At 58.6% G+C, this 22,426-nt stretch carries 19 protein-coding genes, 1 rRNA gene and 2 pseudogenes (1 of these 22 only partly in view); 14 read left to right on the forward strand and 8 right to left on the reverse strand.

Features of this window, described 5'->3' with window-relative positions; translation table 11 throughout:
• The 3 genes from AC3IUA_RS26765 to aptA form a co-directional block, all read right to left on the reverse strand.
• A 16S ribosomal RNA gene (locus AC3IUA_RS26765) occupies window positions 1–643 on the reverse strand; it reaches 896 nt to the left of the window's first position.
• A gap of 639 nt (window positions 644–1,282) precedes the next feature.
• Complete coding sequence (locus tag AC3IUA_RS26770; protein WP_489357824.1) at window positions 1,283–2,776, reverse strand: CoA-acylating methylmalonate-semialdehyde dehydrogenase; 1,494 nt, start codon at window positions 2,774–2,776, stop codon at window positions 1,283–1,285.
• Window positions 2,777–2,850: 74 nt separating this feature from the next.
• The gene (aptA, locus tag AC3IUA_RS26775) at window positions 2,851–4,200 is read right to left on the reverse strand and encodes an omega-aminotransferase AptA (protein WP_150807643.1); all 1,350 of its coding nucleotides are present in this window, start codon (window positions 4,198–4,200) and stop codon (window positions 2,851–2,853) included.
• A gap of 124 nt (window positions 4,201–4,324) precedes the next feature.
• Between aptA and AC3IUA_RS26780 the strand changes: the two genes are divergently transcribed.
• The 7 genes and pseudogenes from AC3IUA_RS26780 (at window position 4,325) to AC3IUA_RS26810 (ending at window position 11,077) form a co-directional block, all read left to right on the forward strand.
• Window positions 4,325–5,245: a LysR family transcriptional regulator gene (locus AC3IUA_RS26780; RefSeq protein ID WP_489357825.1), complete on the forward strand. Its 921-nt coding sequence runs from the start codon at window positions 4,325–4,327 to the stop codon at window positions 5,243–5,245.
• Between the two features lie 92 nt (window positions 5,246–5,337).
• On the forward strand, window positions 5,338–5,988 hold the full coding sequence (locus AC3IUA_RS26785; protein WP_489357826.1) for a TetR/AcrR family transcriptional regulator: 651 nt from the start codon (window positions 5,338–5,340) through the stop codon (window positions 5,986–5,988).
• Between the two features lie 12 nt (window positions 5,989–6,000).
• Window positions 6,001–6,582, forward strand: coding sequence for an IMPACT family protein (locus AC3IUA_RS26790; protein ID WP_489357827.1), 582 nt, complete (start codon window positions 6,001–6,003; stop codon window positions 6,580–6,582).
• A 602-nt stretch (window positions 6,583–7,184) separates the two neighbouring features.
• Window positions 7,185–7,536: pseudogene (locus AC3IUA_RS26795) on the forward strand (MerR family DNA-binding transcriptional regulator).
• Between the two features lie 25 nt (window positions 7,537–7,561).
• Entirely contained in the window at window positions 7,562–8,248 is a 687-nt protein-coding gene (locus tag AC3IUA_RS26800) for an SDR family oxidoreductase (RefSeq protein WP_489357828.1), read from the forward strand.
• Window positions 8,249–8,500: 252 nt separating this feature from the next.
• Window positions 8,501–9,859 carry an 8-oxoguanine deaminase gene (locus AC3IUA_RS26805; RefSeq protein ID WP_489357829.1) on the forward strand — a complete coding sequence of 453 codons (1,359 nt, stop codon included), beginning with the start codon at window positions 8,501–8,503 and terminating at the stop codon, window positions 9,857–9,859.
• A gap of 264 nt (window positions 9,860–10,123) precedes the next feature.
• Complete coding sequence (locus tag AC3IUA_RS26810) at window positions 10,124–11,077, forward strand: adenosine deaminase (RefSeq protein WP_489357830.1); 954 nt, start codon at window positions 10,124–10,126, stop codon at window positions 11,075–11,077.
• Between the two features lie 126 nt (window positions 11,078–11,203).
• Here AC3IUA_RS26810 and AC3IUA_RS26815 read toward each other — a convergent pair whose 3' ends face one another.
• Both AC3IUA_RS26815 and AC3IUA_RS26820 read right to left on the reverse strand, forming a co-directional pair.
• Window positions 11,204–11,938, reverse strand: coding sequence for an ArsR/SmtB family transcription factor (locus AC3IUA_RS26815; RefSeq protein ID WP_489357831.1), 735 nt, complete (start codon window positions 11,936–11,938; stop codon window positions 11,204–11,206).
• Between the two features lie 315 nt (window positions 11,939–12,253).
• Window positions 12,254–13,183: a LysR family transcriptional regulator gene (locus tag AC3IUA_RS26820; RefSeq protein WP_489357832.1), complete on the reverse strand. Its 930-nt coding sequence runs from the start codon at window positions 13,181–13,183 to the stop codon at window positions 12,254–12,256.
• A 118-nt stretch (window positions 13,184–13,301) separates the two neighbouring features.
• Here AC3IUA_RS26820 and AC3IUA_RS26825 point away from each other — a divergent pair, with 118 nt between their 5' ends.
• Both AC3IUA_RS26825 and AC3IUA_RS26830 read left to right on the forward strand, forming a co-directional pair.
• Entirely contained in the window at window positions 13,302–14,315 is a 1,014-nt protein-coding gene (locus tag AC3IUA_RS26825; protein WP_489357833.1) for a zinc-binding alcohol dehydrogenase family protein, read from the forward strand.
• A gap of 150 nt (window positions 14,316–14,465) precedes the next feature.
• Complete coding sequence (locus tag AC3IUA_RS26830) at window positions 14,466–14,645, forward strand: hypothetical protein (RefSeq protein ID WP_489357834.1); 180 nt, start codon at window positions 14,466–14,468, stop codon at window positions 14,643–14,645.
• A gap of 1 nt (window position 14,646) precedes the next feature.
• On the opposite strand, the gene AC3IUA_RS26835 is transcribed toward AC3IUA_RS26830, so the two are convergent.
• Window positions 14,647–15,843, reverse strand: a complete 1,197-nt coding sequence (locus AC3IUA_RS26835; RefSeq protein WP_489357835.1) for a multidrug effflux MFS transporter — start codon at window positions 15,841–15,843, stop codon at window positions 14,647–14,649.
• 94 nt (window positions 15,844–15,937) lie between these two features.
• Complete coding sequence (locus AC3IUA_RS26840) at window positions 15,938–16,135, reverse strand: heavy-metal-associated domain-containing protein (RefSeq protein ID WP_489357836.1); 198 nt, start codon at window positions 16,133–16,135, stop codon at window positions 15,938–15,940.
• Between the two features lie 148 nt (window positions 16,136–16,283).
• Here AC3IUA_RS26840 and AC3IUA_RS26845 point away from each other — a divergent pair, with 148 nt between their 5' ends.
• The 3 genes from AC3IUA_RS26845 to cueR all read left to right on the forward strand — a co-directional run bounded on the left by AC3IUA_RS26845 (window position 16,284) and on the right by cueR (window position 19,636).
• Window positions 16,284–16,667 carry a hypothetical protein gene (locus tag AC3IUA_RS26845; RefSeq protein WP_489357837.1) on the forward strand — a complete coding sequence of 128 codons (384 nt, stop codon included), beginning with the start codon at window positions 16,284–16,286 and terminating at the stop codon, window positions 16,665–16,667.
• Between the two features lie 162 nt (window positions 16,668–16,829).
• On the forward strand, window positions 16,830–19,226 hold the full coding sequence (locus tag AC3IUA_RS26850; RefSeq protein WP_489357838.1) for a heavy metal translocating P-type ATPase: 2,397 nt from the start codon (window positions 16,830–16,832) through the stop codon (window positions 19,224–19,226).
• Window positions 19,223–19,636 (forward strand): Cu(I)-responsive transcriptional regulator, encoded by a 414-nt coding sequence (cueR, locus tag AC3IUA_RS26855; RefSeq protein WP_150807466.1) that lies wholly within the window; start codon window positions 19,223–19,225, stop codon window positions 19,634–19,636. Before AC3IUA_RS26850 ends, cueR begins: the two co-directional genes overlap by 4 nt.
• 112 nt (window positions 19,637–19,748) lie before the next feature.
• On the opposite strand, the gene AC3IUA_RS26860 is transcribed toward cueR, so the two are convergent.
• A complete protein-coding gene (locus tag AC3IUA_RS26860) occupies window positions 19,749–20,642 on the reverse strand; it encodes a PA4780 family RIO1-like protein kinase (protein ID WP_489357839.1) in 894 nt (297 codons plus the stop codon).
• Window positions 20,643–20,732: 90 nt separating this feature from the next.
• Between AC3IUA_RS26860 and AC3IUA_RS26865 the strand changes: the two genes are divergently transcribed.
• Both AC3IUA_RS26865 and AC3IUA_RS26870 read left to right on the forward strand, forming a co-directional pair.
• Window positions 20,733–21,008, forward strand: a complete 276-nt coding sequence (locus AC3IUA_RS26865; RefSeq protein WP_489357840.1) for a hypothetical protein — start codon at window positions 20,733–20,735, stop codon at window positions 21,006–21,008.
• 373 nt (window positions 21,009–21,381) lie between these two features.
• Window positions 21,382–22,221, forward strand: a pseudogene (locus AC3IUA_RS26870) (cache domain-containing protein); the annotation flags it as partial.
• Between the last annotated feature and the right edge of the window lie 205 nt (window positions 22,222–22,426).

Raw genomic sequence — 22,426 nt, forward strand, 5'->3', positions numbered from 1 at the left:
GTCAGTTTTGAATGCAGTTCCCAGGTTGAGCCCGGGGATTTCACATCCAACTTAACAAACCACCTACGCGCGCTTTACGCCCAGTAATTCCGATTAACGCTTGCACCCTCTGTATTACCGCGGCTGCTGGCACAGAGTTAGCCGGTGCTTATTCTGTCGGTAACGTCAAGACAACCACGTATTAGGTAACTGCCCTTCCTCCCAACTTAAAGTGCTTTACAATCCGAAGACCTTCTTCACACACGCGGCATGGCTGGATCAGGCTTTCGCCCATTGTCCAATATTCCCCACTGCTGCCTCCCGTAGGAGTCTGGACCGTGTCTCAGTTCCAGTGTGACTGATCATCCTCTCAGACCAGTTACGGATCGTCGCCTTGGTGAGCCATTACCTCACCAACTAGCTAATCCGACCTAGGCTCATCTGATAGCGCAAGGCCCGAAGGTCCCCTGCTTTCTCCCGTAGGACGTATGCGGTATTAGCGTCCGTTTCCGAACGTTATCCCCCACTACCAGGCAGATTCCTAGGCATTACTCACCCGTCCGCCGCTCGCCACCAGGTACAAGTACCCGTGCTGCCGCTCGACTTGCATGTGTTAGGCCTGCCGCCAGCGTTCAATCTGAGCCATGATCAAACTCTTCAGTTCAAACATCTTTGGGTTTTTAAGAAACCCTAAACTTGGCTCAGCAATCGTTGGTTACATCTTTGATTTCTCGCGGAGTAACTTGTGATGCTGATAATCTTGTTGACTATCAGTCTGACTCCACAAGCACCCACACGAATTGCTTGATTCAGTTGTTAAAGAGCGGTTGGTTAAGATCTTTCGTCTCAACCGAGGCGCGCATTCTACGCTTTCCTCTACTGCTGTCAAGCGGTTATTTTCAGAAGTTTTCAAAGTTTCCTTTTTAACTTCAACCACTTGGCGCTTCCGATCACTCGTTGGCGGGAGGCGAATTCTACAGCGTTACTCGCTGCTGTCAACACCTGTTTTACACCGCTTTCGACCGAGTGGATCGAACCGTTACCAGGGCCAAACAAACCGACTCTAGCAACTCCTTCTGGACTTCGATGAACTGAAGCAACTCGCTGCCGAAAACTGCGTAACTCATTGTTTAGCAAGGAGTTTTCCGTTTCGACTGCGCCGGAAGTGGGGCGAATTATAGACTTCCAGGATCTGCCGTCAACACATAATTTCACAATTGTGTCATATAGGCCAAAAACGCCTCTAAAAGCAAAAGGCCGGCCCCTTATTCAATAAAGGAGCCGGCCTTTCCCACCCTGTTACTTACAAGCTAGGAAATGCGAACTGCGAAGCTTCATGGCTGGCACGTTGCGGCCAGCGCTGGGTAATCGCCTTGCGCCGGGTATAGAAACGCACACCGTCCGGGCCATAGGCATGCAGATCACCAAACAGTGAACGCTTCCAGCCACCAAAGCTGTGGTACGCCACTGGAACCGGCAGCGGTACATTGACGCCGACCATGCCGACTTCAATCTCGTCGCAGAACAACCGCGCGGCTTCACCGTCACGGGTGAAGATGCAGGTGCCGTTGCCGTACTCGTGATCGTTGATCAGTTGCATGGCCTCTTCCAGGCTATTGACTCGCACGATGCACAGCACCGGGCCAAAGATCTCTTCTTTATAGATGCGCATCGCTGGCGTGACGCGATCGAACAGGCAGCCTCCGAGGAAGAAGCCCTCTTCGTGGCCCGCTACGCTCAAGCCGCGACCATCCACCAGCAGCTCGGCACCGGAAGAAACGCCGTCTTCTATATAGCCACTGACTTTGTCGCGAGCCTGACCCGAGACCAATGGCCCCATGTCCAGGCCACAGGAAGTCCCGGCACCGATTTTTAGCGCCTTGATCTGCGGCACCAGTTTGCTGATCAGCGCATCCGCTACCTGATCACCAACACACACAGCCACCGAGATCGCCATGCAGCGCTCACCGCACGAACCGTAAGCCGCGCCCATCAAGGCACTGACCGCGTTATCCAGATCCGCATCCGGCATCAGCACCGCATGGTTCTTCGCGCCACCCAAGGCCTGCACACGCTTACCGCGCTTGGTGGCTTCGGAATAGATGTATTCGGCAATCGGCGTCGAACCGACGAAACTCAGCGCTTTGACTTCCGGCGCTTCGATCAATGCATCGACCGCACCCTTGTCGCCATGCACCACACTCAGAACGCCTTTTGGTAATCCGGCTTCCTGCAGCAGCTGGGCGATCAGCAAGGTCGAGCTCGGATCACGCTCCGAAGGCTTGAGGATGAAGCAGTTGCCGCAGACAATCGCCAGTGGATACATCCACAGCGGCACCATGGCCGGGAAGTTGAACGGAGTAATCCCGGCAACCACGCCCAACGGCTGGAAGTCGGACCAGGCATCGATGTTCGGGCCGACGTTACGGCTGTACTCACCCTTGAGGATTTCCGGAGCCGAGCACGCGTACTCGACGTTCTCGATGCCGCGCTTCAATTCGCCGGTGGCGTCTTCCAGGGTCTTGCCATGTTCTTCGCTGATCAACTGGGCAATACGTGCTTCGTTCTGCTCAAGCAATTGCTTGAAGCGGAACATCACCTGGGCGCGCTTGGCCGGTGGAGTGTTACGCCAGGCCGGGAATGCCGCCTTGGCCGAGTCGATGGCTTTCTGCACGGTTTCGCGGCTGGCCAAAGGTACTTTGTGAATCGGTTGACCGGTGGACGGGTTGTACACGTCAGCGCTGCGACCGTTGTCGGTCACCAGTTCGCCGTTGATCAAATGCTGGATAAGGCTCATGCAGGGCTCCTGAAAAGTTGTCCACAGGCGCGCATCGCGGCGCACCTGTTGTTCGTTCTATATAGAAGGGCGAATCAATCGATCTTGTTCAGCACTTCGCCGACCGCGTCGAACAGGCGATCAAGATCCTGCGGCTTGCTGTTGAAGGTTGGGCCGAACTGCAGGGTGTCGCCGCCGAAGCGCACATAGAAACCTGCTTTCCACAGAGCCATACCGGCTTCGAAAGGACGCACGATGGCATCGCCGTCACGCCCGGCGATCTGGATCGCGCCGGCCAGGCCGTAGTTGCGGATGTCGATGACGTTCTTGGTGCCCTTCAAACCATGCAAGGCGTTTTCGAAGTGAGGTGCAACTTCTGCCACGCTCTGTACCAGGTTTTCCTTCTGCAACAGATCCAGTGCCGCCAAGCCGGCCGCGCAGGCCACCGGGTGGGCCGAGTAGGTGTAACCGTGAGGGAATTCCACCGCATATTCCGGTGTCGCTTGATTCATGAAGGTTTGATAGATCTCTGAGCTGGCAATCACCGCGCCCATCGGAATCGCACCGTTGGTGACTTGCTTGGCGATGCACATCAAATCCGGGGTCACACCGAAGCTGTCGGCACCGAACATCGAGCCGGTACGACCGAAGCCGGTGATCACTTCATCGAACACCAACAGGATGCTGTGCTGATCGCAGATTTCGCGCAGACGCTTGAGGTAACCCTGAGGCGGAACCAGCACACCGGCGGAACCTGCCATCGGCTCGACGAACACTGCGGCGATATTCGACGCATCGTGCAACTCGATCAGCTTGAGCAGTTCATCGGCCAGGGCGATACCGCCCTGCTCCGGCATGCCACGGGAGTAGGCATTGCTCGCCAGCAAGGTGTGCGGCAGATGGTCGACATCCATCATCGCCTGACCGAACATTTTGCGGTTTCCGTTGACGCCGCCCAGGCTGGTGCCGGCGATATTCACGCCGTGGTAGCCACGAGCCCGACCGATCATTTTGGTCTTGGTCGACTGACCTTTCAGACGCCAGTAGGCACGAACCATTTTCACCGCGGTGTCCGCGCACTCGGAGCCGGAGTCGGTGAAGAACACATGATTCAGGTTGCCTGGAGTCAGCTCGGTGATTTTTTCTGCCAGCTGGAACGACAGCGGGTGACCGTACTGAAAGCCCGGCGAGTAATCGAGGGTGCCCAATTGTTTGGAAACCGCTTCCTGGATTTCCTTGCGGGTATGCCCGGCACCGCAGGTCCACAGACCGGACAGCGAGTCATAGACCTTGCGGCCTTTGTCGTCGATCAGGTAGCTGCCTTCTGCTGCAACGATCAGCCGCGGATCGCGCTGGAAGTTGCGGTTGGCGGTGTACGGCATCCAGTGGGCATCGAGCTTGAGTTGACTGGCCAGGGAGACCGGAGCGTTTTCAGGCAAGTTCATGAGCAAAACCTCGCAAGGCAAAAGGCAGCGTAGGGATCAAAAGCGTTCTTGCAGCTAAATTGCCACGGGGATAAAGTCTGTGAAATCCAACTATTCTAACCTTCAGTCAGGCACACACTAAACTATGAGCAGTCGTCGCCCCGATCCGCTGGCACAAGTCAGTGACTTTGACATCCGCCTGCTGCGCATATTTCGCAGCGTAGTCGAATGTGGCGGCTTCTCCGCGGCGGAAAGCGTATTAGGGATCGGCCGTTCCGCCATCAGCCAGCAGATGAGCGATCTCGAGCAGCGTCTCGGATTACGTTTGTGCCAGCGTGGTCGTGCCGGATTCTCCCTGACCGAGGAAGGCCGCGAGGTCTATCAATCGGCCTTGCAGCTATTAAGTGCGCTGGAAAGTTTTCGTACCGAGGTCAACGGACTGCACCAGCACTTGCGTGGCGAGTTGACCATCGGCCTGACCGACAACCTGGTCACCCTGCCCCACATGCGCATCACCCATGCCCTCGCACAATTGAAGGAGCGGGGGCCGGACGTGCAGATTCAGATCCGCATGATTGCCCCCAACGAAGTGGAGCAAGGGGTACTCGACGGCCGCTTGCATGTCGGTGTGGTGCCACAGGCCAGCGCGCTTTCGGGCCTGGAATATCAACCGCTGTACAGCGAGCGTTCGTTACTCTACTGCGCGGTCGGGCATCCGCTGTTTTACGTCGATGACAAACAACTGGACGATCCGCGCCTCAACAGCCAGGACGCCATCGCGCCGACCTTCCGTTTGCCGGCCGAGATCCAGGCGCATTACCAGGCGCTCAATTGCACCGCCAGCGCGTCGGACCGCGAAGGCATGGCGTTTCTGATTCTGACTGGGCGCTACATAGGTTATCTGCCGGATCATTACGCCAGCCTCTGGGTGCAGCAAGGTCGACTGCGCGCACTGAAACCGATGGCGCGGTTTTATGACCTGAGCCTGGCGTCGGTCACCCGTAAGGGCCGGCGCCCGCACTTAGTGCTGGAAAGCTTTCTGGAAAGCCTGGCGGCAACCCGGTAAATCCGGTTTTTTATGGTGCCAAGGCTTGTCTGATTCTTGTGGGTACGCTATCAAGCCATTGGTCACACCCACAGAACTGCTCGGAAACCTCCATGACCCTTGAAGTCCCTGCTCACACCGGCAAGCCTGCCAGCCGTATTCGTCAAAAGAACGAAGAGGCAATCATCAAGGCCGCTGAAGACGAGTTTGCTCGTCACGGGTACAAAGGCACCAGCATGAATACCATTGCGCAGAACGCCGGGCTGCCCAAGGCCAATCTGCATTATTACTTCACCAACAAACTCGGGCTGTACGTGGCAGTGCTGAGCAACATCATCGAGTTGTGGGACAGCACCTTCAACACCTTGACCGCCGAAGACGATCCGGCCGAAGCGCTCAGCCGCTACATCCGCGCCAAGATGGAGTTCTCCCGCCGCCAGCCACAAGCCTCGCGGATCTTCGCCATGGAGATCATCAGCGGCGGTGAGTACCTGAGCGAGCATTTCAACCAGGACTATCGCACCTGGTTCCAGGGCCGCGCGGGCGTATTCCAGGCCTGGATCGATGCCGGCAAGATGGACCCGGTCGATCCGGTACACCTGATCTTCCTGTTGTGGGGCAGCACCCAGCACTACGCCGACTTCGCCACGCAGATCTGCCGCGTGACCGGCCGCAGCAAACTGACCAGGCAGGACATGGACGACGCCAGCAACAATCTTATCCAGATCATTCTCAAGGGCTGCGGCCTCAAGCCAATCCTTTAAAAGATACCGCACATGCCTTTTACCCTCACCGGCCTTTGCGAATACCGCGAAGAAATTCGCAAAAGCCGTTTCATCGCCCTCGCCGCCCCGATCAGTAGCCCCGTTGATGCTCAAGCCTTTATCGAGCAATACAGTGACCTGAACGCCTCGCACAATTGCTGGGCCTGGAAACTCGCCGATCAATACCGCAGCAGTGACGACGGCGAGCCGGGCGGTACTGCCGGAAGGCCTATTCTGGCGGCCATCGAAGCCCAGGATTTCGACCAGGTCGCGGTGGTGGTGATTCGTTGGTATGGCGGCATCCAGTTAGGGACTGGCGGCCTCGCCCGGGCCTACGGCGGCAGTGCCAATAAATGCTTGCAAGGGGCCGAGCGCGTTGCATTGATCAGTCGGGTACCACTGCATTGCGCCTGTGGTTTCAACGAATTGGCGCTGGTCAAACTGCGGGTGACTGAACTTGGCGGCTTGATCCTGGAAGAAAGTTTTACCGCCAATGGCGTGGAGTTGCAGCTGGCGGTTGGTGAAGCGCAGATTGATATTCTGCAATCGCAACTGGCGGACCTGAGTCGTGGGCGTATTCTGTTGCAACGCTAGTGTCCCGATCAGGACAAAAACAAACCAGAAAATCGCACGCCCCTACAGTGCACCGCGCTGCGGTTTTTTTGGTGCAATCCACCTACCCGCTACTCGCTGAACTTGCCCACATCTACTGTGCACCCGACTGTGGATAACCTGAGCACATTCCCCTGCAACCCTTCTGCAACGTGGCTTTGCGGGCACTGTTCATTTTTTGTCCAATTGCCTGTCGCCAAGACTAATCCCGCTGCAAAACAATCAGTTAGAGCGGTATATCGCCTTTAGAAGAAAGCCCACGAGTGCTTATACCCAGGCTTTTGGCTTGCGCACAAATACTGTGGAGCAACCTGTGGATAAGCCGTGCAAGGCTGGCTCAGTTGCATAGGTGGCATAGCTCGCAGCCGGCTGCTCATTTTTTAATCAGCTGCGACGGGGCAACACCGGGCCTTATCCACAGGCTTGCCCTGAATTGGGGCAGGCGGGGCATCAAGGGTTCAATCCTTGTGGGAGCGGCGGTGTATTGCTGTGCAGTCCACATTGAGGTGACTCCAACTATTCAAGGAGCACACAGGCTAAAGCCTGGAGTATGCTCCAGGGTCAAGCTCCAAAGAGTCTTCAAGATGCGTATCGGTGAATTAGCCCGGGCCAGCGCTGTCAGCCGCGATACTCTGCGCTTTTATGAGCAACTCGGATTGATCGCCGCCCAACGCAGCGCCAACGGTTACTGCGACTACCCGGCTGATCGGGTGCGACTGGTGCTCTACACCAAGACCGCCCCAACGCCTGGGATTCAGCCTCGGTGAAATCGGCAGCAGCGTTGCCGGCCTGTGGAACGCCGTCGACCCGGACAGCGCCGTCACCCAATTGCTGCAAGACAAATTGACCCTGATCGAAACCCGCATTGCCGAACTCGGCGAACTGCGCCAGGAGTTGCAACTACGGCTCAGCCAGAGTTGTCCCTTAAGACCCTGATGTGCTTTTCTCAAGGAACCCGTTTATGAACACTGCAAAAAACGCACTCATCATCGGTGCCTCCCGAGGCCTGGGCCTCGGGCTGGTGAAACGCTTGCTGGCCGACGGCTGGCAAGTCACCGCCACCGTGCGCAACCCGCAGAAAGCCGAGGACTTGCAGGCACTGGGCAAGGTCCGGATCGAGCAACTGGACATGGATGACCAACACGCCGTGATCGCCCTGAGCCAACGGCTGAAAGACCAGGTGTTCGACCTGCTCTTCGTCAACGCCGGGGTCAAAGGCCCGGATGATCAGACGCCCGGCAACGCCACCCTTGCCGAAGTCGGCCGGCTGTTCTTTACCAATGCCGTGGCCCCGATCAATCTGGCCCAGCGCTTCGCCCGGCAGATCCGCCCGGACAGCGGTGTGCTGGCGTTCATGAGCTCGGTGCTCGGCAGCGTGACCATGCCCGATGCCCCGGAGCTGGCGCTGTACAAGGCCAGCAAGGCGGCGCTGAACTCCATGACCAACAGCTTCGTCACTCAACTGGGCGAGCAGAAGCTGACGGTGCTGTCGCTGCACCCGGGCTGGGTGAAAACCGACATGGGCGGTGAAGGCGCGGACATCGATGTCGACACCAGTACCCAAGGGCTGATCGAGCAGGTGAATGCTTATGCGGGTAGGGGTGGGCATCATTTTGTGAACTACCGGGGCGAGACGATTCCTTGGTGAGGACGAAAAGATCGCAGCCTGCGGCAGCTCCTACGCCGACCGCGATCTTTTTCGCTATCCGCGTGTAAACCCGATCCGTAGGAGCTGCCGAAGGCTTCGATCTTTCAGGCCTCACGCAACTATTTGAAGCTATCGCACCAAATCCGGAATCTGAGTAAACTCCAAACCTCGCCCACCCCGGCGACCCTGGATCAGCAGACAGGGCAACACTGAGCTGGCGAACCTGAACCCAACTTTCAGAGGAGCCGGCTAATGCCTGCGACCCGTATCTGGTTAAAAAACCCCCTGGCCATTTTCACTGCCAACGCGCTCGATGCCCGTGGCGGTCTGGTGCTGCAAGACGGTTTGATCATCGAAGTACTTGGGGCCGGGCAACAACCCGCCGCACCCTGTGGACAAGTCTTCGATGCTCGCGAGCATGTGATCCTTCCCGGGCTGATCAATACCCACCATCACTTCTATCAAACCCTGACCCGCGCCTGGGCGCCGGTGGTCAATCAGCCGTTATTCCCCTGGCTGAAAACCCTGTATCCGGTCTGGGCTCGATTGACCCCTGAGAAACTGGCATTGGCGAGCAAAGTTGCTCTGGCCGAGTTGCTGCTGTCTGGCTGCACCACGGCGGCCGATCACCACTACCTGTTCCCCGAAGGCCTGGAAAATGCCATTGATGTGCAGGTCCAGAGCGTGCGCGAACTGGGCATGCGCGCGATGCTCACCCGCGGTTCGATGAGTCTGGGTGAAGCCGACGGCGGGCTGCCGCCACAACAGACCGTGCAGCAAGGTGAAGTGATTCTCGCCGACAGCCAGCGCCTGATCGTCGAATACCATGAACGTGGCGACGGCGCACAAATCCAGATTGCCCTGGCGCCCTGCTCGCCGTTTTCCGTGACGCCGCAAATCATGACGGCCAGCGCTGAACTGGCCAACAAACTCGACGTACGCCTGCACACCCACCTCGCTGAAACCCTCGACGAAGAAGACTTCTGTCTGCAACGTTTCGGCCTGCGCACCGTGGACTATCTGGACAGCGTCGGCTGGCTCGGGCCACGTACCTGGCTAGCCCATGGCATTCATTTCAACCCGGATGAAATTGCTCGCCTGGGGGCGGCCGGCACCGGCATCTGTCATTGCCCGAGCTCGAACATGCGCCTGGCTTCAGGTATCTGTCCAACCCTGGATTTGATCGCAGCAGGTGCACCCTTGGGTCTGGGTGTGGATGGTTCGGCCTCCAACGACGCGTCAAACATGATCCTCGAAACCCGTCAGGCGCTGTACTTGCAGCGCCTGCGTTATGGCGCGGAAAAAATCACTCCCGAGTTAGTGCTCGGCTGGGCCACCCGTGGTTCGGCGCAACTGCTCGGGCGCAGCGATATCGGCGAACTGGCGGTGGGCAAGCAAGCAGACCTGGCTTTGTTCAAACTCGATGAGCTGCGCTTTTCTGGCAGTCATGATCCGTTGTCGGCACTGTTGTTGTGTGGCGCGGACCGGGCGGACCGGGTGATGGTTGCCGGCAAATGGCGGGTAATCGACGGGCAGGTCGAGGGGCTGGATCTGAAGGGGTTGATTGCCGATCACAGCCAGGCGGCCAGGCAATTGATCGCAGGCATCTGACCCGACACCAACCTAATATGGGAGCAGGAAACGATGAGCGACAGACTGCGGTGAGTTGCTAACGTTTCGTTACACCTTGGCGCAGCAGTGGCTGGCAGCACCCGGCGAAATATCCGACCACTACCTGCGCCGAATTCCTGCTGTCGCACCTATTCTTATCGGCGAGAACTGCAGGCTATGTAATGAACCGGCTGGTCAGGTTTTTGCCAAAGTTCTCAGCGTCGACCTGTAGAATGCCACCCTTGCACCTGATGAGATTTCAATATGTACGACTGGCTGAACGCCTTGCCCAAGGCCGAACTGCACCTGCACCTGGAGGGCTCGCTAGAGCCTGAGCTGCTGTTCGCCCTGGCTGAACGCAACAAGATCGCCCTGCCATGGGACAACGTTGAAACCCTGCGCAAGGCTTACGCCTTCAACAACCTGCAAGAGTTTCTCGACCTGTATTACCGGGGCGCGGACGTACTGCGCACCTCTCAGGACTTCTATGACCTGACCTGGGCTTACCTGTTGCGCTGCAAGGCGCAGAACGTGATTCACACCGAACCGTTCTTCGATCCGCAGACCCATACCGATCGTGGAGTGCCGTTTGAAGTAGTGCTTAACGGTATCGCCAGCGCGCTGAAAGATGGCGAGCAGCAACTGGGCATCACCAGCGGCCTGATCCTCAGCTTCCTGCGGCATTTGAGCGAAGCAGAAGCGGAGAAAACCCTTGATCAGGCCTTGCCATTTCGCGATGCGTTTGTTGCCGTCGGCCTCGACAGTTCCGAGCTGGGTCACCCGCCGAGCAAGTTCCAGCGAGTATTCGATCGCGCCCGCCACGAAGGTTTCCTGACTGTCGCGCACGCTGGCGAAGAAGGCCCACCCGAGTACATCTGGGAAGCCCTCGATCTGCTGAAAATCCAGCGTATCGACCATGGTGTACGCGCGATCGAAGATGAGCGGCTGATGCAGCGGATTATCGACGAGCAGATTCCGTTGACCGTCTGTCCGCTATCCAATACCAAGCTCTGCGTGTTCGACGACATGTCACAGCACAACATCCTCGACATGCTCGAGCGTGGGGTGAAGGTCACGGTGAACTCGGATGACCCGGCGTATTTCGGCGGTTACGTCACCGAAAACTTCCACGCCTTGCATACCCATTTGGGAATGACTCAGGACCAGGCTAAACGCCTGGCCCAGAACAGTCTGGATGCACGCTTGGTCAAACCGTAAGACCGCTATCGCGGGTAAAGCTGATTGCCACAGATCCCACGGTCCTGTGGGCGCGTGGCTTGCCGGCGAAGAACGATGCATCTGACAGACCGCAGTAATTCTTCGCGGGCAGGCTGCAGCCAGGTGCTAAGTGACCATCTGCAACTCGGTCACCCTGGCGAATCTGGCAATTTCACGCTGCCCCAATGGGGTGATCTGCAGGGCGCGGGATTGGCTCGGGATGCTCAGCCAGCCAGACTGCATGAACAACTGCAGCAACCCGGCGCCCAATGCGCCACCCAAATGGGCCCGGCGCTCGCTCCAGTCCGGGCAGGAACAGGCAATCTGGGCATTTCGCTGGGCAAGCGCCTGGATAAAAATACCTCGGCTCGCCAACTGATTTGCGCCCTTGTTCGTGACGACGATGCGTTGATGCGTCTGCTCGATCCAGCCGGCATCGAGCAATCGTTGATACAGATCAGCCGCCAGTTCGCCACCCAGATGGTCATGACAAATCCGCGCCTTGAGCAACGAGGACGGCGGGGTCTGGGCTCCTGTCGGGGAGAGGTTGCGCTTGAATATGTCCGGCATCGCCCGTGGTGCGCTGGCGATAGAAGCGTTGGCCAGGGCTTCGACTGCGGCACCTATTTCGGGAGCGGCCAAGCGAAAAAAACGCTTTCGCCCACGCGCTTCGACTTTCAACAGCCCTCCGGCAGACAAGCGCGCCAGATGCGCGCTGGCCGAAGACGGTGACAAACCTGCCAGTAACGCCAACTCTTCGGACTGCCGGGCTGTTCCGTCCATCAAAGCCCACATCATCGCACTGCGCTTCGGGTCCGCCAGCAGCGTAGCAATCTGGCTGATGCAAGGTGCATATTCCATGTGTTCACTCCCTGTTGAATCATTCGTCTACAGCGCTGAGACATAATGGCCAGTAATGTATCACCGGCCAAGACGTGAAAACCGCCAAAAACCGGGCGATGTTACAAACTAAAGCGATCAACTCCTTCGAAACCACCCAATAGTCCAACGTCGACGATTGGCTGCTCAACCGAAATAAACACGGTTCCTCATCCCCGAAATCAACGGCAGAGAAATAGGCCGGCGCTAGTATAAACGTGAAAACCAAGGGCTCCCGCCGCGAGGAAACCTTTGAAGGTGATAGTTCCTGAAAGAATTATCTCTTTTTTGAGGCGGTTAATGATCGACAGCAAATGGGACGGGACTCTGAGCGGATAATTTCTCACAACGCAACTTGATCATTTCACGCAACAAGTTCACCGGTTTACTTAATTGCGCGCGGTGTGCACACAATAAATTCAGCGGCGCGCGCTCACACAGCAACTCGGGCATCAGCACTCGCAACCGTCCTGCCAACACATCGGCGGCCACATCAAGCCAGGACTTGTAGGCAATCCCCGCCCCTGCCACGGCCCACAAGCGCACCACATCGGCATCATCACTGAATCGATCGCCGCTGACCGTCAGCCCCACCTCGCGCTTGCCATCATGGAAACTCCAGTGATCGTGAACCCGGCTGCCAAGCATGAACAACAGGCAATTATGCTGAGCCAATTGCTCCAGTTGCCGGGGCTCACCATAGCGGGCCAGATAATCGGGAGCAGCGCACAACACCCGACGGTTCTGCGGCGCAATCGGCAACGCCACCAGGCTGGAGTCTTCCGGTTCGCCATAACGTATTGCGATATCCACAGGTTGACGGAACAGATCGGCAATCCGGTCGCCCAACAACAAGCGCACCGTGAGCTTCGGGTGTTCGCGCTGGAATTCATCGAGCCAGGGCAACAACAGGTTGCGGCCGAAATCGGAAGGCGCCGACAACTGCAAAATCCCGCTCACCTGATCCTGCCCGCTGGCCAACAACCGCCGGCCTTCGTCGAGATTGCTCAATGCGGCCCTGGCGTACTCGAGAAACCCCTCGCCCTCAGCTGTCAGCCGCAGGCTGCGGGTCGAACGCGCCAGCAACCGGGCCCCCAATTGCTGCTCGATTCGCTTTAACGCGGCACTGGCCACCGCCGCCGACATATCCATCACCCGCGCCGCAGCAGACAAGCTGCCCAAGTCAGCGGCACGCACGAACAACTGCAAATCATCGAATCGCAACATCGCCATCACCGACCGATTATCAAAAAAATATTGAAAGAGAGTGCTGTTTTAGCGGGTTTTATCTGCGAGAGAAATAGCCAATGATCTGCCCAATCGACCATTGCCTCCAGGAGTTCTCATGAAAGCCATTGCCTACTACGCGTCCTTGCCGATCAACGACCCGAGATCCCTGCAGGATATCGAGCTGCCTGAACCCGTGGCCGGCCCTCGAGATCTGCTGGTTGAAGTCAAAGCCATCTCGGTCAACCCGGTGGACACCAAAGTCCGCCAGAACGTCCAGCCAGAAGGCGGCGCGGCCAAGGTTTTGGGCTGGGACGTGGCCGGAGTGGTCAAGGCCGTTGGTAGCGAAGTCAGCCTGTTCAAGGCCGGTGACAAGGTCTACTACGCCGGCTCCATCGCCCGTGCCGGCGGCAACAGCGAGCTGCACGTGGTTGACGAGCGGATTGTCGGCCACATGCCTAAGACCCTTGGTTTCGCTGAAGCCGCCGCATTGCCGCTGACCGCGATTACCGCGTGGGAACTGCTGTTCGAACGCCTGCAAGTGGCTGAAGGTAAAACCGACCAGGGTCAAAGCCTGCTGATCGTCGGTGCCGCCGGTGGCGTGGGTTCGATCCTGACCCAACTGGCCAGCCGACTCACCGCCCTGAAAGTCATCGGCACCGCGTCACGTCCTGAAACCCGGAGCTGGGTGCGTGAACTAGGGGCGGATCTGGTGATCGATCATAGCCAACCGCTGAGTGAAGAACTCCAGCGTGCCGGCCAGACACACGTGACCCACGTCGCCAGCCTGACCCAAACCGACCAACACTTCGATCAATTGGTCGAAGCGCTGGCGCCCCAAGGTAAACTGGCATTGATCGATGATCCGAAGGTGCTGGACGTCACCAAACTCAAGCGCAAAAGCCTGTCGCTGCATTGGGAGTTCATGTACACCCGTTCGCTGTTCGAAACCCCCGACATGCTTGAACAACACAAGCTGCTTGACCGCGTGGCCGAGCTGATTGATGCCGGCACCTTGAAAACCACGGTTGGCGAACACTTCGGCAGCATCAATGCGACCAACCTGCAGCGTGCCCACCAGCTGCTGGAAAGTGGTAAATCCAAAGGTAAAATAGTACTCGAAGGCTTCTGAAACGCAGTCTCCGGGGGAGTCATCCGCAACCGCTGTGGGATGCGGATGACACCGTCAGTCAGAGACTTGACCCTTGTCATATTTACGAGGGCATTCGGGGTCTACACTCGGGGCCACTGCAATGTTGTCTTTTACTTGAGGAGGTCAGCAATGAAGATCCTGATAAAAGAACCGGCAAAATCTCCAAGCCACCAGTGGCAAGTCCGCATCGACCAACATGTGGTGACGTTCCGCAGTGAAGCAGAAGCCCGCGCCTTTGCCCAGACCCTGGAAACCCGACTGCAGGCCCCCCATCAATTTCCCGATCGTCAGCAGCAAGCCGTCAGCTGATTCAGGCCGCCACTTGTGCTGCTATCCGCGCGTTTTGCAGTCGGCGGGTGACCATGGCCACGCTCACCGCAAGTATCCCGCACAGACTGATCACCATCGCCATCGGCATGGCGCTGCCGTCATGCAAAACGCCTACCAGTGACGCCGCCCCGGCGGCGACACTGAATTGCAGACAACCGAGCATCGCCGAGGCACTGCCCGCCCGCGCACCTTGACCGCTCATCGCACAGGCCGAGGCATTGGGAATGATGCAACCCAGACTCGCAATGCAAATAAACAGCGGCACCAGCAGCGGCCACAACTGCGGGGTATGCAATGCGCTGACAGCCAGCAGCGTCAATCCGGCAGCCAGATAAATCCACACCGTACGCGCCAGCAAAAAGGCTGGTCCGTGCCTGGAGAGCATCCGCGCATTGATCTGCGCCACCAGGATAAAGCCCGCCGCGTTGCTGCCGAACAGCCAGCCAAAGTGCTCCGGCGGTACCCCGTAGAGTTTGATGAACACAAAGGGCGAACCGGCAATGTAAGCAAACATCCCGGCGATCGCGATCCCGCCGGTCAAGGCATGCCCGAGAAAGACTTTGTCTGCCAGTAACCGACCATATTGGCGCAAGGCGCCCGACAACGGTTGGCGTGGCTGATGGGCCGGCAGGCTTTCCGGTAGCCCCAGGGCGACGGCCAATGCCGACAGGGCACTGAACAGAGTCAGCACGATAAAGATCGACTGCCAGCCATAGAGATTGACCAACAGCCCGCCGAGCATTGGCGCGAGGATCGGCGCCAGCCCCATCACCAGCATCAATTGCGAGAAGACTTTGGCCGACGCTACCGCATCGCACTTGTCACTGACCACCGCCCGGGAGATCACCATCCCCGCACAGCCTCCCAGGGCCTGCACGAAGCGCGCGCCGATCAGCCAATCGAGACTGGGCGCAAAGGCACAGGCCAGGGATGCCAGGGTGAACAACGTGACCCCGACCAGCAGCGGAATCCGCCGTCCGAAACGATCCGCCACCGGACCATAGGCCAGTTGCCCGATGGACAAGCCCAGGAAATAAGCCGCAAGTGTCAGCTGGATGTGTTTTTCATCGGTGCCGAAGGCCAGGGCCATCGCCGGAAAACCCGGCAGATAAAAATCGATTGCCAGCGGTGCGAAAGCGCTCAGGGCGCCAAGAATCAGGATTGTGCGCAGGTTCATCAGGCATCCAGGTAAGCGTCGGTCAGCAGCCCGACAGTCTAGCCGCGCTTGGATGCCTTGAACATTCCGATAGGTCGCTAACTAATAAAAAGACTCAAGCGAGCTTCACCCCATAGCCTTCTTCGCTGATCAGGCTGATTACTTCATCTGCCGACAGCCGGCTCTCAATGCCCACCTCTTTGGCGCCGAGATCGACCTGAACACTGGCCGCCGGATCCTTGGCCTGTATAGCCTGAGTAATGGCCCGAACGCAGTGACCACAGGACATGCCTTGAACATTGAATACTTGCATGGGTGTAACTCCTTGAATGAGGGAATGTGGCCATCCTCGACCTTGTCACCATGGCAAGGTCAAGTTCTGAAGTGATCTGCCGGGCTGGCAATCGGCGCGCTGCTCGGCCAAGCTTCGTCATCCATGACACGATCAGGAGACTCAGCCCATGCGCTGGTCAGCCTTTAGCCTATTGAGCATCCTCAGCCTTTTCGGTGCCTCGCAAACGGCCAGCGCCGCTGGAGAAGATTACGCTGTGCTGATTATTTCCCGTGAGCGCCTGGAGGTCGCAACCTCCTGCGAAATCGGGGTGTACATCCATGATCATCTGTCAGCTCGATTGTTCCAGGAACAAAGCACCTCGTTCAATCTGCCACCGGGCAATGTTTCGCTACGGCTCAAGCTATTGCCGGGCCAAGCCCCGGGCTGCCAACCGGGCATGCTGGCTCCGGGTTCGCAGACCATCACCCTCAAGGCCGGTGAAATTCAGAAATACCGGATCGCCATGACTCAGGATGGGATGTACCTGAAACGGGCGGGGCTGGGGTATTGATCAGGTTGGGTGTATTGGGCAATTGTGGCGAGGGGGCTTGCCCCCTCGCCACAACAAGCCCCCTCGCCACAGGTTTTGCATTTGGTGCCAACAAAAAACCTATTGACCTTGCCCGCATGGCAAGGTTGATCCTGTAGGCAATTTCTACAGGGAGTTTCCTCCATGCCCGAATCAACCATCTTCGATCTGCCGATTGCCGGCATGACCTGCGCCAGTTGTGCCGGGCGTGTCGAGCGTGCCTTAAACAAGGTCATCGGTGCCAGTGCCGTCAGCGTTAACCTGGCCACTGAACAGGCCCGTGTCCGGGCGCCGAGTGACAGCCTGCCGGCGCTGATGCAAGCCGTGCAGCAAGCCGGTTATAGCATTCCGGCCCAGAGCCTGGAATTGAGCATCGGTGGCATGACCTGCGCCTCCTGCATCGGTCGGGTCGAGCGTGCACTGGGTAAAGTCGCCGGAGTCAAAAGCGTCAGCGTCAACCTGGCCAACGAACGTGCGCACCTCCAGTTGCTGGGCCAGGTCGATCCTGCGACGTTGATCGCGGCCGTCAGCAAAGCCGGATACTCCGCCAGCCTGTGGCAAAGCGAACAAGCGACTTCAACTGATCAAGAACAGCATTTGCGTCGCGAGCGCTGGGCCTTGCTGCTGGCGATCATGCTGGCGCTACCACTGGTATTGCCGATGCTGGTGCAACCCTTCGGTCTGCACTGGATGCTTCCCGCCTGGGTGCAATTTGCCTTGGCGACGCCGGTGCAGTTCATCTTTGGTGCGCGCTTTTATGTCGCCGCCTGGAAAGCTGTTCGGGCCGGTGCCGGGAACATGGACTTGCTGGTGGCGCTGGGCACCAGCGCTGGTTATGGCTTGAGTCTTTATCAATGGGCAACTGCGACTGCGGGCAGCATGCCGCACCTGTATTTCGAAGCGTCGGCGGTGGTCATCGCCCTGGTGCTGCTCGGTAAATACCTGGAAAGCCGCGCCAAGCGCCAGACCGCCAGCGCCATCCGCGCCCTTGAAGCCTTGCGCCCGGAACGGGCGATGCAAGTCATCGACGGCCGTGAGCAGGACGTCGCCATCAGCGATTTGCGCCTCAATGATCTGGTCATGGTCAAACCCGGCGAACGTTTCCCGGTGGACGGTGAAGTGCTCGAAGGCCAGAGCCATGCCGATGAAGCACTGATCAGCGGCGAAAGCCTGCCTGTGCCGAAACAGCCCGGTGACAAAGTCACCGGCGGTGCGATCAATGGCGAGGGCCGTCTGCTGGTGCGCACCCTGGCCCTGGGCGCGGAAACCGTGCTGGCGCGGATCATCCGCCTGGTGGAAGACGCCCAGGCCGGCAAGGCGCCGATCCAGAAGCTGGTGGATAAAGTCAGCCAGGTATTCGTGCCCGTCGTCCTCCTGCTGGCCCTGGCGACCCTGATCGGCTGGTGGCTGTATGGCGCCCCCCTGGAAACCGCAGTGATCAATGCGGTCGCGGTATTGGTGATCGCCTGCCCTTGCGCCCTGGGCCTGGCCACCCCCACCGCGATCATGGCCGGGACCGGCGTTGCGGCCCGCCACGGCATTTTGATCAAGGACGCCGAAGCCCTGGAGCGTGCCCATGAAGTCAGCGCAGTGGTCTTCGACAAGACCGGCACCCTGACCTCCGGCACTCCGCAAATCGCCCACCTGCGCGCCGTCGACGGAAACCAAAGCACCTTGCTGCAACTGGCCGGCGCCCTGCAACGCGGCAGCGAACACCCGCTGGCCAAAGCCGTGCTCGACGCCTGCTCCGCGCGCAATCTACCGGTGGCCGAGGTCAGCGCCAGCCAATCCCTCACCGGTCGTGGCATCGCCGGCACGCTGGACGACCGCCAATTGGCGCTGGGCAATCGACGCCTGCTGGTGGAAAGCGGCTTGAATGCCGGTCCCCTGAAACAAGCCGCCGAAGATTGGGAAACCGAAGGCCGGACCCTGTCCTGGCTGATCGAGCAAAGCCCGCAACCACGCGTACTCGGCCTGTTTGCATTTGGCGACACGCTCAAGCCCAGTGCCCTGGCGGCGGTTCAACAACTGAGCGCGCGCCACATCAGCAGCCACCTGCTGACCGGCGACAATCGTGGCAGCGCCCGGGTCGTCGCCCAGGCACTGGGTATTACCGACGTGCACGCCGAAGTGCTGCCAGCCGACAAAGCCGCGACCGTCATGGAGCTTAAGAAAACCGCGGTGGTGGCCATGGTCGGCGACGGCATCAACGACGCCCCGGCCCTCGCCGCGGCCGATATCGGCATCGCCATGGGCGGTGGCACCGACGTCGCCATGCAGGCCGCCGGGATCACCCTGATGCGAGGCGACCCGCGGCTGGTACCGGCGGCGCTGGAGATCAGCCGCAAGACCTACGCGAAGATTCGCCAAAACCTGTTCTGGGCCTTCGTCTATAACCTGATCGGGATTCCACTGGCGGCATTCGGCCTGCTCAACCCGGTATTGGCCGGCGCCGCCATGGCCTTGTCCAGCCTCAGCGTGGTGAGCAATGCGCTACTGTTGAAAACCTGGAAGCCCAAAGACCTGGAGAAAGCTGAATGAACATCGGCCAAGCAGCCCGGCAGAGCGGCCTGAGCGCGAAGATGATCCGATATTACGAATCGATCGGCCTGCTCAAGGCGGCCCATCGCACCGACAGCGGCTACCGTGTGTATGGCGAGGCCGACCTGCATACCCTGGCCTTCATCAAACGTTCTCGGGATCTGGGATTCTCCCTGGAAGAGGTCGGCAAACTGCTGACGCTCTGGCAGGATCGGCAGCGCGCCAGTGCCGACGTCAAGGCACTGGCTCGCCAGCATATCGAGGAATTGAACCTGAAGATCCGCGAGCTGGGGCAGCTGCGTGACACCTTGCAGGACCTGGTCGAACACTGTCACGGCGATCACCGGCCCGACTGCCCGATTCTCAAGGAGCTGGCGTCGGGCGGATGCTGTGAGAAGGGTGTGGCCTGAGCTGTCCTGGTGCCAGTCAAGGGAATAAGCGTCGAACACAAAATGCCCGCCAGGCCAGAGATTTACAACACTCACAAAAAATCCGGCCGAGGCCGGATTTTTGTTTAGCCGATCACTGCATCCAGGGTGGAGGCGGCTCTTCGGCTTTACTTGGTGGCGCGTCGTCTGCGGCGCGCACCGCTTGCTTACGCTCTTCATCGAGGCGTGCGGCTTCGATCTCACGGATGATGCCGACGACGTCTGCCAGCTCTTGCGGCTCGTCGAACTCACCGGTCAACACGCTAGCCGGGTGCAAAGTGCCGGCTTCGTACAAGGCCCACATCTCCTTGGCGTACTGGGTGCGCCTCAACTCCGGAGCGAAACGCCCGAAATAAGACGCCATGTTGCCGACATCCCGCTCCAGCATGCTGAACGCATGGTTGTTGCCTGCCGCGTCCACCGCTTGCGGTAGATCGATGATCACCGGACCGGTCGGCGTGAGTAGCACGTTGAACTCGGATAAGTCGCCATGCACCAGACCGGTACACAACATCAGCACGATCTGCTGGATCAGGAAGGCGTGGTACTCAAGCGCCTGTTCCTGATCGAGCACTACGTCGTTCAGACGTGGCGCCGCGTCGCCATACTCATCGGCGATCAGTTCCATCAACAGCACGCCTTCAAGGAAGTCGTACGGTTTGGGGACTCGCACACCAGCCCCGGCCAGACGGAACAACGCCGCCACTTCGGCATTCTGCCAGGCGTCTTCGGTTTCTTTCTTGCCGAACTTGGAGCCCTTGGCCATCGCTCGAGCCTGTCGGCTGTTGCGCACCTTGCGACCTTCCTGATACTCGGCTGCCTGACGGAAACTTCGTTTATTCGCCTCCTTGTAAACCTTCGCGCAACGTAACTCGTTGCCGCAGCGCACCACATAAACAGCTGCTTCTTTACCACTCATGAGTGGGCGCAGCACCTCGTCGACCAGACCGTCCTCGATCAGGGGTTCAATGCGTTTTGGAGTCTTCATCAGCTTTTATTGTGGGTCCTTTATTACCAAACACGCGAATGTCACTCGTTATACGGCAATCCTCTCACCGGGGGGAGAGGTTGCCGACCTATGAACGCCTTAGATGCACTCAATGTGCCAGATAAATCAGACAAAACCGCCGACTTCGATCGACCGCTCAGAATCATAGCCGAGAGTCCTGCCAATGTTGGAGACAAGAAATCAGGGAATGTCCGACAGATGCCGACGCCGCGGCACCAGGTCATTCGTAGGATTTTTTCCAAACAGCCTCAATTTTCCCTGCCGCCAGCCGAAGTCATCGGAGAGAAACGGATTTTGTCCAACAATCAGAATAAAGACGCCAGCTCCTCAAAGGGAGGCTCCTGATGGAGACCACCCACCTTGCAGGGTGAAAGGGACTGCAAGCAACACCGCAAGGTTTTACGGCTGCCGTTAATCCGCGAGTCATCAGCACTTCGTGGACTTATAAGAAAAAAAATCTGGAGCGCGGATGAACATCAAACAAAAACTGACATGGGCCTTTGCAGTTATTGCCTGCTTGCCCGTGATACTGGTCGCCACCCTGGTGGTGCTGAACCTGCGCAGCGAGGCCAAGGACGATTTCGTCGACGGCAGTAGTCGCGAAATTCGTCAAGTCAGCAACGCCATGCAAATATTCTTCGATGGCATCAGCCATAACGTCGATTATCTGGCAACCCAACCCCTGATCAAGAATACCGATGACAGCCTCAAGACCTACATGAGTGCCAACGCGGCGGACATTCCACAGGGAGAGATGGACAAAAAGATCTTCACCCTGCTCGAGAGCCTGGGCACCAGTCATCCGTCTTACGCCTACGCGATTGTCGGGACCAATGCCGGCGGCTACGTTTCCTGGCCAGACGATGCCAAGCTGAACAACTACGACCCGCGTCAGCGTCCCTGGTACAAGGCCGCCATGGCCAATCCGGGCAGACCGTTTCGCACCGAGGCTTACTACTGGGCAGCGGAGAACGCGACCTATGTCAGTACCGTGCGCACCATCAGCAACAAACTCGGCAGCCCGGGCGGCGTGGTGAGTATCGACGTGACGCTCAAACAGCTCACCGAAATCGTCAAACAGATCAAACTGGGTGAAACCGGTTACCTGATGCTGATGGAGAACACCGGCACCGTGCTGGTCGACCCCAAGCAACCTGAGCACAATTTCAAGGCGCTTGGCAGTCTGGGCGAGGGTTATGCCCAACTGGCCAAGGCCGGCAAAGGCCTGGTGGAAGTCGAACTGAACGGCGAGCGCTACATGGCCAATGTCTGGCCGTCGGAACAGCTGGGCTGGACCTTTATCGGCCTGATCAAACAAACCGAGGTGATGAGCTCGGCAACCCAATTGACCTGGTTGATTGCGATCATCGCCGCGGTGTTGGCGCTGATTTTCGCAGTGGTCGGTGCCAGTTTCGCCAGCCTGATCGTGCGACCGATCCGCAGTGTTGCCAGCGGCCTGGAGGGGATCGCTCAAGGTGAAGGCGACCTGACGCAGAACCTGCAGATCCGTGGCAGCGATGAAACCGCGCAACTGGCCAGCTGGTTCAACCAGTTTCTGGCGGCGATCCGCAGCCTGATTCAACACATCGGCCAGGCCGCGACCAAGATCCTCGCCACCTCCCAGAGCTCGACCCGGGTCTCCAGCGACATGGCCGAAGCCGCCGGGCGCCAGCGCGAAGCAGTGGACATGGTCTCCACCGCCTTCCACGAAATGGTCGCCACCGCCAACGAAGTCGCGCGTTCCTGCAGCCAGGCCGCGGATT

Source organism: Pseudomonas sp. KH_050 (genome assembly GCF_057838875.1).